General features: G+C 66.9%; 10 protein-coding genes. 8 read left to right on the top strand and 2 right to left on the bottom strand.

Annotated elements, in window-relative coordinates; genetic code table 11:
* Positions 1-75: 75 nt before the first annotated feature.
* Both OHA70_RS14885 and OHA70_RS14880 read right to left on the bottom strand, forming a co-directional pair.
* A complete protein-coding gene (locus OHA70_RS14885; RefSeq protein WP_328332797.1) occupies positions 76-2379 on the bottom strand; it encodes a sodium-translocating pyrophosphatase in 2304 nt (767 codons plus the stop codon).
* Between the two features lie 237 nt (positions 2380-2616).
* Positions 2617-2976: an STAS domain-containing protein gene (locus tag OHA70_RS14880; RefSeq protein WP_442913888.1), complete on the bottom strand. Its 360-nt coding sequence runs from the start codon at positions 2974-2976 to the stop codon at positions 2617-2619.
* Between the two features lie 177 nt (positions 2977-3153).
* Here OHA70_RS14880 and OHA70_RS14875 point away from each other — a divergent pair, with 177 nt between their 5' ends.
* The 8 genes from OHA70_RS14875 (at position 3154) to OHA70_RS14840 (ending at position 13182) form a co-directional block, all read left to right on the top strand.
* Entirely contained in the window at positions 3154-5460 is a 2307-nt protein-coding gene (locus OHA70_RS14875; protein WP_328332795.1) for a DEAD/DEAH box helicase, read from the top strand.
* Positions 5461-5499: 39 nt separating this feature from the next.
* Complete coding sequence (locus OHA70_RS14870) at positions 5500-5943, top strand: hypothetical protein (RefSeq protein ID WP_328332793.1); 444 nt, start codon at positions 5500-5502, stop codon at positions 5941-5943.
* A gap of 451 nt (positions 5944-6394) precedes the next feature.
* A complete protein-coding gene (locus OHA70_RS14865; protein ID WP_328332791.1) occupies positions 6395-7141 on the top strand; it encodes a ricin-type beta-trefoil lectin domain protein in 747 nt (248 codons plus the stop codon).
* Between the two features lie 537 nt (positions 7142-7678).
* Positions 7679-9106 carry an extracellular solute-binding protein gene (locus tag OHA70_RS14860; protein WP_328332789.1) on the top strand — a complete coding sequence of 476 codons (1428 nt, stop codon included), beginning with the start codon at positions 7679-7681 and terminating at the stop codon, positions 9104-9106.
* Positions 9106-10029, top strand: a complete 924-nt coding sequence (locus OHA70_RS14855) for a carbohydrate ABC transporter permease (protein WP_328332787.1) — start codon at positions 9106-9108, stop codon at positions 10027-10029. Before OHA70_RS14860 ends, OHA70_RS14855 begins: the two co-directional genes overlap by 1 nt.
* Positions 10026-10847 carry a carbohydrate ABC transporter permease gene (locus tag OHA70_RS14850; protein WP_328332785.1) on the top strand — a complete coding sequence of 274 codons (822 nt, stop codon included), beginning with the start codon at positions 10026-10028 and terminating at the stop codon, positions 10845-10847. Before OHA70_RS14855 ends, OHA70_RS14850 begins: the two co-directional genes overlap by 4 nt.
* Positions 10847-11935 carry an ABC transporter ATP-binding protein gene (locus OHA70_RS14845; protein ID WP_328332783.1) on the top strand — a complete coding sequence of 363 codons (1089 nt, stop codon included), beginning with the start codon at positions 10847-10849 and terminating at the stop codon, positions 11933-11935. The genes OHA70_RS14850 and OHA70_RS14845 overlap by 1 nt, the downstream gene beginning before the upstream one ends.
* Positions 11935-13182 carry a CehA/McbA family metallohydrolase gene (locus OHA70_RS14840; protein WP_328332781.1) on the top strand — a complete coding sequence of 416 codons (1248 nt, stop codon included), beginning with the start codon at positions 11935-11937 and terminating at the stop codon, positions 13180-13182. The genes OHA70_RS14845 and OHA70_RS14840 overlap by 1 nt, the downstream gene beginning before the upstream one ends.
* The last annotated feature ends 133 nt before the right edge of the window (positions 13183-13315 follow it).

Here is a 13315-nt window from a genome sequence, read left to right as displayed (position 1 = left end):
TCTATCCCAGAACAACCAAGAGGCCCGCCGGAGCGAACTCCGGCGGGCCTCTCGGGCTACTACTTCAGTACTGCGTCAGGCGGCGACGTTGGCCTCGGCCGGGGTGTCGGAGATGACCGACTCCCGGCGCTTCGAGACCACCACGGCCGCGACGATGATCGCGAACGCGACCAGCGCGATGATGATCCGCAGCGCCGTGTTGGTGTCCTCACCGATCGACGACATCCCGACGACGGCCGGAGCGATCAGCACCGAGACCAGGTTCATCACCTTGATCAGCGGGTTGATGGCCGGGCCGGCGGTGTCCTTGAACGGGTCGCCCACGGTGTCACCGATGATGGTGGCCTCGTGTGCCGGCGAACCCTTGCCGCCGTGGTTGCCGTCCTCGACCAGCTTCTTCGCGTTGTCCCAGGCGCCACCGGAGTTGGCCAGGAAGACGGCCATCAGGGTGCCGCTGGCGATCGCGCCGGCCAGGTACCCGGCCAGCGCCGAGGCGCCCAGCCCGAAACCGACGGCGATCGGGGCCGCGATCGCGAGCAGACCAGGAGTGGCCAGCTCACGCAGCGAGTCACGGGTGCAGATGTCGACGACCTTGCCGTACTCCGGCTTGCCCGTGCCTTCCATGATCCCGGGGATGTCGCGGAACTGGCGACGTACCTCGTAGACGACCGCACCGGCGGCGCGGCCGACGGCGTTGATCAGCAGACCGGAGAACATGAACACGACGGCCGCACCGATGATCAGGCCGACCAGAGTGGACGGGTCGAAGACCAGCGCGTCGGTGTTGAACGCGGCGTCGCCGGCGTCGTTCAGAACGGCGTAGATCGAGTCCGTGTACGAACCGAACAGCGCGGTCGCCGCGAGCACCGCGGTGGCGATCGCGATGCCCTTGGTGATCGCCTTGGTGGTGTTGCCGACAGCGTCCAGCTCGGTCAGGATCTGGGCCGCCTCGCCGTCCACGTCGCCGGACATCTCGGCGATGCCCTGCGCGTTGTCGGAGACCGGGCCGAAGGTGTCCATCGCGACGATGACGCCGACGGTGGTCAGCAGACCGCCACCTGCCAGTGCGATCGCGAACAGTGCGAGCACCCCGGAGCCGCCGACCAGGAAGGCGCCGTAGACAGCAGCGGCGATCACCAGGCCGGTGTAGACGGCGGACTCGAAGCCGACCGAGATACCGGACAGGATGACGGTGGCAGCACCGGTCAGCGAGGTCCGGCCGACGTCCTGGACAGGCTTGTCCTCGGTACCGGTGAAGTACCCGGTCAGGGCCAGGATGATGGCGGCCAGCACGATGCCGATGATCACCGAGACGGTGGCGATGACCCGGGGGTCACCGTCCTGCGCGGCGATCTTCTCGGTCGCGCCGGTCAGGTCGGCGAACTTGCTCGGCAGGTAGGCGAAGGCCGCGACCGCACACAGTACGGCCGAGATCGCCGCCGAGATGTAGAACGCCCGGTTGATCGTCCGCAGACCGTTCTCGCCGGCCCGCGGCTTGGTCAGGAAGACGCCGATGACCGCGGTGACGGCGCCGATGGCCGGCACGATCAGCGGGAAGACCAGGCCCTGCTCGCCGAAGGCGGCCTTGCCGAGGATCAGCGAGGCGACCAGCATGACGGCGTACGACTCGAACAGGTCGGCGGCCATACCGGCACAGTCACCGACGTTGTCGCCCACGTTGTCGGCGATCGTCGCGGCGTTGCGCGGGTCGTCCTCGGGGATGTTCTGCTCGACCTTGCCGACCAGGTCCGCGCCGACGTCGGCGGCCTTGGTGAAGATGCCACCGCCGACCCGCATGAACATGGCGAGCATGGCGGCACCGAAGCCGAAGCCCTCCAGGACGGTCGGGGCGTCACCCTTGAAGAGCAGCACCACCACGGCGGCACCGAACAGGCCGAGGCCCACGGTCGCCATGCCGACGGTTCCACCGGTCCGGAACGCGACCCGCATGGCGGGTTCGCGGCCCTCGTCGCGGGCGGCCGCGGCGACCCGGACGTTGGCGCGGGTCGCGAGCCACATCCCCAGGTAGCCGATGGCGGCGGAGAAGCCGGCCCCGATCAGGAAGAAGACCGAGCGGAAGATCTTCAGCGTGGTCTCGTTGTCGCCGTCACTGTGCACAGGCAACAGGAACAGCAGCAGGAACGCCACCACGGCGAAGATCGACAACGTCCTGAACTGCCGGGACAGATAGGCTGAAGCGCCTTCCTGAACCGCCTGGGCGATGACCTTCATGTTCTCGGTGCCATCGTTCGCGGCAAGCACCTGACGACGGAACACCAGAGCGATGGCGACCGCGAGGATCGCGATCACTGCGACAACGGCGACCAGCGTGGTGTTGCTCGACGAAAGATCCACCGCTTGTACAGCAAGCGACGACATCCGTCCTCCTTGTAGGCAACCCCTCAGGGCTGAACGGCCCCCGTACTGCCGCACACCGAAGGGTTGAGAATTACGACACAGCGCCAAAGGCCTGGCGCGGTGGGTCACTCTAACCGGTCAACTACCAGACCTGATGACAGGGTGGTCTACGTCATACCCGCGACCGGCGGGCGGCAGCTCACCGATTGTGATCGCGGGGACACCTTTTCGCATCCCCCGCGATCGGGTCCGGACGCCTCAGATGGCCGAGGCGATGTCCGGGTGGATCTCGAAAGCCTTGTCCAGATGGGTGATCCGGAAGATCTTGAGCAGCCGCTCCCGGGTACAGACCAAGGACAGCGAGCCGTCGTGGGACTCCATCTTGCGGAGCGCGCCGACCAGGACGCCGAGTGCGGCGGAGTCCATGAACTCCACTCGTTCCAGGTCGACGACGAGCTGGTGGTGGCCCGTCTCGATCAGCTCGTTGAGTTTGTCGCGGAGCTTCGGCGCGGCGAACGCGTCGATCTCCCCGCCCACCTCGACGACAATGCGCGCGCCCTCCGCGCGCGTCGCCAGCGACAGATCCACTTCGGCCTCCGATCCCGTGAACTGTTGCATTCAACCATGTACGGACCGTGAGTAGGGCCGTGTGCCAAAACTCTTTCATTTCGGCGCATCCCGCGTCGAGCCGGCTGTCCAAACTGACGCGTGCATCCGCATTTGCACACGCGTTGCGCATTCGCCTGTGCACGCTGAGATCGCATCCTGTCCGTGGTCCTGACTAAGGTTCGCAGCGTGAGTGAGGCCGCCGAGATTCTCAAGCGGCTCGCCGCGGGACCTGGCCGCGCCGAGCGGCTGACGCACGTGGAATCAGTGCCACCACGACTAGGTCAAACGAGTGAATGGCCGCGCTGGTCCCCACCCGAAGTCCTCAGCCAGCTGGCCGATGCCGGCATCACGAAGCCGTGGAGCCATCAGGTCGCGACGGCCGAAGCGGCGTACAGCGGCAAGCATGTGGTGGTCGCGACCGGTACCGCGTCCGGCAAGTCGCTCGGCTACTTGTTGCCTGCGTTCGCCACTTTGAGCATCGCGCACGCGGCGTCACCACATCGGCGGACGGCGTCTGTTCTGTACTTGTCCCCCACCAAGGCCTTGGCCCATGACCAGTTGCGGGCGGTCTCGGCGTACACAGTGCCGGGGTTGCGGCCGACGACTCTCGACGGCGACTCGGAGCGGACCGAGCGGGACTGGGCTCGCGACCATGCCACCTATGTACTGAGCAATCCGGACATGCTGCACAGGTCCGTCCTGCCGAACCACCAGCGCTGGGCACGGTTCCTCGGATCCCTGCAGTACGTGGTGGTGGACGAGTGCCATCACTACCGGGGCGTGTTCGGCGCACATGTCGCTGGCGTCCTCCGACGACTGCGGCGGGTCTGCGCACAGTACGGGGCGCACCCGATCTTCGTCTGCGCTTCAGCGACCGTGGCGGAGCCCGCTGTCTCCGGGGAGCGGCTGACCGGCCTGCCGATGGTGGAGGTCGTGCAGGACGGCTCCCCTCGAGGCGGCATCTCGTTCGGTCTCTGGGAGCCGCCCCTCACCTCCCTCCGCGGCGAGAACGGAGCCCCGGTACGCCGGTCCGCCCCGGCCGAGGTTGCCGACCTACTGACCGACCTCGTCGTGTCAGGCGTCAGGACAGTCGCGTTCGTCAGGTCGCGCCGAGGAGCCGAGTCCGTCGCGATGACCGCCCGGGAGAACCTCGCGGAGATCGACCCGGCGTTGAGCGAGCAGGTCTCGGCGTACCGGGCCGGCTATCTGCCCGAGGAGCGACGGCGCCTCGAGAGCATGCTGCAGAGCGGCGAGCTGACCGGAGTGGCCGCGACCAACGCGTTGGAGCTCGGCATAGATATAGCCGGTCTGGATGCAGTACTACTGTCCGGCTGGCCCGGGACGCGCGCATCCCTCTGGCAGCAGGCTGGACGCGCAGGGCGATCGGGTGGCGATGCCCTGGCGCTCCTGGTCGCTAGGGACGACCCGCTGGACACCTACTTGGTCCGGCACCCGGCTGCCATCTTCGGCAGGCCGGTCGAGGCGACTGTCTTCAACCCCGAGAACCCGTACGTGCTCGGCCCGCAGCTCTGTGCCGCCGCACAGGAAGTGCCACTGACTCCGGACGACTACGAGATCTTTGGCGCCACCACTGAGAGCGTCATCAAGCAACTGGTCAAACAAGGCCTGCTCCGGGAGCGGCCGCACGGCTGGTTCTGGACCCGGCGCGACCGGGCGGTCGACGCGATCGACATCCGGTCGGCCGGCGGCAAGACGGTGCAGATCGTGGAGGACCAGACCGGGCGGCTGCTCGGTACGGTCGACGGCGGCTCGGCGCATGCCAGCGTCCACGCCGGCGCGGTCTACGTACACGCGGGCGAGTCGTACCTGGTTCAAACGCTGGATCTGGAGAACCACGCGGCGATCGTCGAAGCGGCGTCGCCGGACTACACGACCTTCGCCCGCGATGTCACCGAGATCAGCATCTTGGCCACGGAGGAGACGCGGCAATGGGGTGCAGCCGAGTTGTCTCGCGGTTGGGTCCAGGTGACCAATCAGGTGATCTCGTTCCAACGCAAGCAGCTCGTCACCGGTGACGTGCTCGACGAGCAGCCGCTGGATCTGCCCGAGCGGACGCTGCGCACCAAGGCGGTGTGGTGGACCATGCCCGATCAGCTCGTCGAGGAGCTCGGGCTGAGCGACGTACCGGGGGCTGCTCATGCGGCCGAGCATGCGTCGATCGGACTGCTGCCGCTGTTCGCCACCTGCGACCGGTGGGACATCGGCGGCGTCTCGACCGCCAAGCACGCCGACACCGGCCGGCTCACCGTCTTCGTGTACGACGGGCATCCAGGCGGAGCCGGTTTCGCAGAACACGGGTATGCCGCGGCGCGCGAGTGGTTGACCGCGACACGGGAGGCGATAGCACACTGTGAGTGTGTGGACGGCTGCCCGTCGTGCGTACAGTCACCCAAATGTGGGAACGGGAACAACCCGCTCGACAAAGGCGGCGCCGTGGCGCTGCTTACCGCACTTCTTCGCAGTGAGGCCTGAAACCTCCAGCACCAGGCTGCTGGAAGAAAGGCAGCGATCATGCTGGCTCTCGGAATCGTCCTGATCGTCCTTGCCGTCCTCTTCGGCCTGGGCGTCTCCGTCTCGTCCGGCGGCTCGACCACCATGTCGGTGTTCGGCGTCGACTTCGGACTCTCCGTCCCCACCTTGTTCTTCCTCGGTGCCGCCGCCGGCATCGCCATCACTCTCGGACTGTGGCTGACCAAGAAGGGACTTGGTCGTGGTTACCGCCGGCACCGCGAGGTGCGCCAGCTGCGCCAGAAGGTGGCCGCCGTCGAGCCTGACTCGTCAACCTCCGCCCCGGTCGAGGACGAACCAGTCACCCCGGTAGGCCGGCACGCGGCCGACCCGGCTGACTTGACCGACTCGACTGACCCCGCCGACGACGAGCACACCCGGACCGTCGAGCTGGCCGGCGAGAAGCATGTAGTTGCCGATGGCACCGATTCGAAGCAGCTGAACTAGACCTCAGCTGAGCCGCTTTCACCTTTTCCAGAAGGTGAAAGCGGCTCAGCCAGGGAACGTGCCCCAGAAGCGGAATCGTTGTAATATCTCAGTCCAGGCACAGCCGCTGCTCAGCCGCGGCACGGCGATCACCCAGCCGTATATCGATGCCTTGCGCAACAATTCAGGCGTGGCAGTTAGTTGCCATTGGCATCAAGTTCCCGCCGATCTCGATAGCCACCCCCGATGGTCCTGTGCACTACTGGTCGTGGCGTCAACGTCGCGCTGAGTCACCGCCGGCCTTCCGGGCCACACCGCCTCCTCATCGGGGGATCGACCGCAACTCACCCCAAGCGCAATTGGGGCCATCGCGGTTCCCGGAACCAGGTTCGGCCGCTCACGCCTCGGGGTCCCGACGACCTGACGCCGCGAGATAGCACGACCTCTGGAGGTTGTCTTGATCATCCGTAGAATGTTGAGTCGCACCGGCGTGGCAGTCCTCGCCGTCAGCGTCGCCCTGGCCACCGCGATCCCCGCCCAGGCGGCGGCTCCGGCCCCGGCCAGCCCACCCGGCGTCGAGGTCGGCGTGGTGAAGCAGATCGCGAACCGGGCGGACACCCGGTACTGCCTCACCTTCGTCACGTCGAACAAGGTCCCGATGGCGGTGATGATGGCCTGCGCTCCCGGCAAGGAGGGCAAGACCCAGGAATGGGTGCTCACCGACAAGGGCCAGCTGCAGGTCGCGATGAGCAAGAGCGTCGGTGGCGCCCTTGCGACGACGGGAGCCTGCCTGGACACCGGTGCGGACCTGGTCACCACGCCGAAGGGCGCACCGGTCCTGGTGCTGCCCTGCCGCGACGGTGCCGGCCAGAAGTGGAACTACGACGAGTCGTCCGGCTCCTTCGTCAACGCGGCGAACGGGATGGCGCTCAGCTCACTGCTCGGCCATGGCGTGAAGAAGCAGGCCCAGCCGACCGGTATCCAGTCGGCCAGCGGGGCCAAGTACCAGGGCTGGAGCGCACTGCCGCTGCCTGGTCTGGACATCCTCGGCGCGGTTCTGGCACTCGTGAACGCACTACTGGCATCGCTGGGCCTGGCCCTGCCGCTGCCGATCGCGAACGCCGCGTCGAGCCTGTTCAGCCTGCTACAGGCGAAGACCCCGGTACCGGCCCAGATGACGACTCTGCCCAAGCAGATGATGCAGCTGGCCCAGAGGTAACGAGGAGGATCCTCAGCCACACAGAGGAGGGCCGGTCCCGAGATTTCTCGGGACCGGCCCCTTCCTTTCGGTTCATGAACCGCGGTGGTCAGATCCTCAGTGTTCGCAGTGCTGGGCGATCCGCTGCTTGCGCGTCAGCGGAGCGGCCCGGTCGGCCGATCACCACCAGCAGTGGTGGTGCCAGTGGTGCCAGTGGCAACCACCAAGAAGGTCCTCGAGAAGTCCGAGCAGCATGTTCTTCACCTCCGCTCCGATGATCCGATCGGCACTGACGCTACCTCGCGCCATCACGTTCTGTATCTAGACACCTACTCTTTGTCATACAACCGCGAGGGAGCTTTAACTCTTCCGCAATGCGCGCCGCTCGGATCCGATTTGACGGCCCCGGGCCGCCTGCCCGCCGTAGCCGAGGGCAACCACTTGACGTTGGAAATTAACAACGTTTCCTCCTTCGCCGTTTAAAAGTCTTCACAAAGTTCCCGCCGAGTGCCAAGGTGAACCGGCACTGGCTGCACTGACCACGCAAGGAGCCCCCTGATGCGACGTATCCCGCGCTTGTTCCGGCTGGCCGTTCTGGGAACGGCGGCCTCCGTACTCCTCACCGGCTGCCTCGGCTCGTCGGACTCCGGCAGCGGCGACCAGGACGCGAACCGCAACTCCGATGCCAAGAAGGTCGAGCTGGTGATCGGCTCAAACTCGGTCAAGGGCGGCAAGAGCAGCGCCGGCGCCGAGTTCACCGAGGACGTGCTGATCCCGAAGTTCGTCGAGGCGCAGAAGGCCAAGGGCGTCGACGTCACGGTGAAGTTCCAGGGCGACGGCTCCGACGACGAGGTCTACAAGCAGAAGCTCGCGCTCAGCCTGTCGAACAAGGCCGGCCCGGACCTGTTCAGCATCGACGGCATCTGGGTCGGCGAGTTCGCCCAGGCCGGCTACATCAAGCCGCTCACCGACACCGTCGGGGACGCCGCCAAGGTCGACGGCTGGGACGGCTGGAAGCAGATCCCGGATTCGGTCCAGCAGCTCGGCAGCTTCGACGGCAAGCGGTACGGCGTACCGGGTGGAACCGACGGGCGGGTCCTGTACTTCAACAAGAAGCTGTTCGCGCAGGCCGGGCTGCCGGCCGACTGGCAGCCCAAGTCGTGGGACGACATCACCGCGGCCGGCCAGGCGCTGAAGAAGCTGGCCGGCGTGACGCCGATCCAGATCAACGCCGGTACTGCGATGGGCGAGGCCACCACCATGCAGGGCGTTCTGCCGCTGCTGGTCGGTACCGGCGCAGCCATCAACACCGACGGCAAGTGGCTGGGCAACACCCCGCAGCTCCGCCAAGTGCTCGACTTCTACAAGTCGATCTACGCCGGCGGCCTCGGCGACCCGATCCTGCAGCGCGAGGCGAAGGGGCGGGACAAGTCGTTCGCCGAGTTCGCCGCGAACAAGATCGGCATCCTGCTGGAGAGCGACTACTTCTGGCGCAGCGTCGTCGAGCCGAAGGAGGGCGTCGCGAAGATGGCGGACCGCGACTCGGCGGTCGGCTACGCGCTGATCCCGGCCAGCAAGGCCGGCGGCGGGATCAAGGGCCAGGACTTCGTCTCGATGTCCGGTGGCGGCGCGACCGCGATCAACCCGAACACCAAGTTCCCCCAGCAGGCCTGGGAGCTGCTGCAGTTCATGAACTCGGCCGAGATGGTCAAGGCCTCCCTGGACGGCGCCGCCAAGATCACCCAGCGCACGGACGTCAACACCGAGGTCCTGGCCAGCGACCCGATGCTGACCTTCGTCGCCACCAAGGTGCTCCCGCTGACGCAGTACCGGCCGGGCATGGCGGAGTACCCGAAGGTCTCGGCGGCGCTGCAGCAGGCGACCGCGGACGTGGTCGGCGGCAAGACCACCGATGCCGCGGCGAAGAGCTACCAGACGGCCGTCGAGGCTGCCGCGGGTAGCAAGGACAAGGTCACCAGCAACTGATGGCTTCCGTCACCGAACCCGTGCCGGGCCGCCCGGCACGGGTCCGCGGTCCGGCCCAGGACGTCGCAGGACTCGGCATCGGCCGGGCCCTCGGCTTCGTGGCGCCGGCGCTGTTGCTGATCGGGGCCTTCCTGGTCTTCCCGGCGATCTGGACGATCTACATCGGCATCACGAACTACCGGCTCACCGGGGTCGAGGCCGTGTCCCCATCGATCGTCGGCCTGTCGAACTACACGAAGGCGCTCAACGACGCGCTGTTCCACAATGCACTGTGGCTGACGCTGCTGTTCGTACTCGGTTCGGCGACCATCGGGCAGAACATCCTCGGCTTTGCGCTTGCCTGGACGATGCGGCGCGCGCGCCCGGCTGTTCGACGTACCGTGGAAGGCCTTGTTCTGTTGGCCTGGATCCTGCCGTCGACTGTGGTGGCGTACCTGTGGATCGCGTTCTTCGACCGGGACACCGGGACGCTGAACAGCATCCTCGGGACGCAGGGCACCGCCTGGCTGATCGACTACCCGATGGTCTGCCTGGTGCTGTTCAACACCTGGCGCGGTACGGCCTTCTCGATGATGCTCTACTCGTCCGCGCTGCAGGCGGTACCACCGTCGCAGCTCGAATCGGCACGGATGGTCGGGGCGTCGGGCTGGCAGACGCTGCGGGACATCGTGTTCCCGCACATCCGCGGGCACGTGCTGACCAACACGCTGCTGATCTCGCTGTGGACCGCGAACGACTTCTCGCCGTTCCTGCTCACCCGCGGCGGCCCCAACCACGAGTCGGAGACCGTGCCGGTCTACATCTACAACGTCGCGCTGCAGGGCGGTGAGCTCGGCTACTCGTCGGCGATCTCGTTCCTGCTGCTGATCGCGAACCTGCTCGTCGCGTTGCTCTACCTGCGACTGTTGCGGAGGCGCTCGTGAACCCGGCTTACGTAGTACGGCGGATCGGCTTCTACGTGATGATCTGCGTCATCACGCTGTTCTTCGCCGTACCGATGCTGTGGATCGCCTCGGCGCCGTTCGACTCGTCGCCGGGCCTGGGCGTGCACTGGCCGGACTGGACGCTCGACAACGTTCGCAAGACGTTCGAGCATCCCTATGCGCTGCACTCGATGGTCAACTCGCTGCTGATCTGCGGTACTACGGCTTTGGCGGTGACTGTCTTCGCGGCGCTGGCGAGCTATGCGCTGTCGCGGGTACGCATCCCAGGGCGGGACGCCTTGCTGTACGGGCTATTGCTGCTGTCGTCGGTGGTCACCGGGACCGCCGCGATGGTGCCGATCTTCGTGATGATGTTCCAGCTCGGGCTGATCGACTCGCGGTTCGGTGTCGCGCTGGTGATGACCGGCGGGTTGTTGCCCGCGGCAATCTTCATCCTGAAGGACTTCGTCGACGCGGTGCCGAAGTCGTACGAGGAGTCGGCCCGGGTGTTCGGCGCTTCGCCGATGCAGATCCTGCGGGACGTCGTACTTCCCGTTGCCCGGCCGGGGCTGGCGACCATCCTGGTCTGGGCGTTCGTCAACTCGTGGGGCAACTTCCTGGTGCCCTTCCTGCTGATCCGGTCGATCGAGCTGCAACCCGGGCCGGTCCTGATGCAGACCTTCACCGACGAGGGTGGCAGCGTCAATCTGCAGGTCCTGCCGGTGTTCTCGTTGCTGTTCTCGATCCCGGTCGTCGTGCTGTATCTGCTGGTGAACTCGCGCTACGGGTTCCGCTTCCATGGAGGGATCAAGAGCTGATGGCCGGTATCGACATCGAAGGCCTGGCGACCGTCTACCCGAACGGCGTGCGCGCTGTCGACGGACTCGACCTGACCGTTGCCGACGGCGAGTTCTTCGCGCTGCTCGGGCCGTCCGGGTGCGGTAAGACGACGTTGCTGCGGACCATCGCCGGGCTGGAGTCGGCGACCGAGGGCACGGTCCGGATCGACGCGGCCGACGTGACCCGGCTCGAGCCGGGTAAGCGTGGGGTCGCGATGGTCTTCCAGGACTACGCGCTCTTCCCGCACATGACCGTCTCGGAGAACATCACGTATCCGTTGAAGGTACGCCGGGTCGCCGCGGCTACTCGCTCGGCTGTTGCTGAGCGGACGGGTGGCGAGCTGTCTTTGCAAGGGTTGCTCGAACGGCGCCCTGGGCAACTGTCCGGTGGCCAGCAGCAGCGGGTTGCACTGGCTCGGGCGATTGCCTCCGAGGGCAAGGTGTTGCTGCTCGACGAGCCGCTGTCCAACTTGGATGCACGGTTGCGGTTGGAGGCTCGTACGTTCTTGAAGAAGCTGCAGCGGGATCTGGGGATCACTACGGTCTTCGTCACGCACGACCAGGCGGAGGCGTTGGCGCTGGCTGATCGGATCGCGGTGATGCAGTCCGGCAAGCTTCGGCAGCTCGGCACGCCGCGCGAGGTCTTCGCCCGCCCGGCCAACACCTTCGTCGCCAACTTCATCGGCTCAACCCCGATGAACCTGCTGCCTGGCGTTGTTGGCGATTCAGTTGCTTCCATTGCCGGCGGTTCGTTGCCAGCAGCAACGGCGGCGGTGCCGGTGGGGGCTGAGGTGACGGTTGGGGTTCGGCCGGAATACCTCACCTTGTCTACTGGCGATGTGTCCGGGCCGTGTATCCGCGGGTCGGTGGTGGTGACTGAGAACCTCGGCACCATGTCTCTGGTCAGCGTGGAGTGCGACGGCGTGCTGATCGGTGTGACGGTGCCTGAGGAGGATGAGCCTGCGCCGGGGACTCCCGTAGTACTGACTGCTCCTGCGCAGCGGGTTCTCTTGTACAACCGTGAGTCCGGCGAACTGCTGGCCCGGCAACCGGCTGTGGTCGGCTGATGGCGATCACGACGTACCGGCAGCGGTGGACGCTGGACGACCGGGCCGCATCCGTCTGGCACTCGCTGCCCGTCGACATCCCTGCGGGCTGCCCAGGACTGCTGGTCACCCTGACGGTCCCCGAGGTCGAGGGCGCGGTGATCGACCTCGGTTGCGAAGGTGCCGGCGGCTGGCGCGGGTGGTCCGGTGGCGCGCGGCGGACCTTTGCCATCACTCCCACAGCCGCCACACCTGGCTATGTGGCCGGTGAGTTGGAGGAGGGCACCTGGTTCGTGGTGATCGGGCTGCATCGGCTCCCGGTCGAGGGTGTCGAGCTGGTGGTCGAGGCTGTGACGGGGCCGGTTTCGGTGATCCCGGGACTGGACGAGTACGTCGCGTTGACGGGTGCTGTCGGCGTACCGGCTCGTCCGCCGCGCCGGGTCATACCTGCCGCCGACGGGCTTCGGTGGGTGGCTGGTGACTTCCATGCGCACTCCCTGCACTCGGACGGCTCAACACCCGTCGCCAACCTCGCCGCACTCGGGGTGTCGGCTGGGCTGGACGTCATGGCGATCACCGACCACAACACCGAGGCACATCACGCCGAACTCGGTGGACTCGGCCGGAGGTTCGGCATCGGTCTGATCCCCGGGCAGGAGGTGACCACCGACACCGGCCATGCCAACGCCTTTGGTGCCATCGGCGTCATCGACTTCCGCCAACCGGCGTCCACCTGGGTCACCGAGGTCGCCCGCCGCGGAGGCCTGCTCTCGATCAACCACCCCCTAGGCGGCGACTGCTCCTGGCGCCACCCGCTGCCGGAACACCCACCGCTAGCCGAGATCTGGCACTCCTCCTGGCTAGACCACACCTGGGGCGGCCCCGTCGCCTGGTGGCAAGCCTGGGGCCAAGGCACAACCCCCATCGGCGGCAGCGACTACCACAACCCCAGCTCCCTCACTACGCCCGGCATCCCCACCACCTGGATAGCCATCGACGCCAACGCCGAAGGCCCAGACGAGCTAGTCCCCGCCGTGTTGGAGGGGCTCGCCGCTGGGCGTACTGCGGTCTCGGCGGGGTACGACGCGCCGGTCGTCCTCCGCAACGGCAAAGAGTTGGTGGTCGTCGACGCACCCAACACGCTGCTGCTCACCGCTGACGGTACGCAGCACGCCATCCGCTCGTCCTTCGAGTCCGTACCGGCCCCCGCCAACCCCGGCACCGCCCTCATCACCCACACCAACCGCTTCCTCTCCCTCACCACCTAACCGCCGCCAGCCGACGCCGGCCCCACCCTCACGACCTGACCGCCGCCGGCTCCCGCCGCACCAGCTGGCCGCCGCGCCGTCGCTCTCCGCCATCCCCACCAGCCGCCCCGATTCCCTCCCGCCTCCGCTAGCC

It is taken from the genome of Kribbella sp. NBC_00382 (assembly GCF_036067295.1).
GTDB lineage: Bacteria > Actinomycetota > Actinomycetes > Propionibacteriales > Kribbellaceae > Kribbella.
This window is presented reverse-complemented; position numbering and strand designations above follow the sequence as displayed.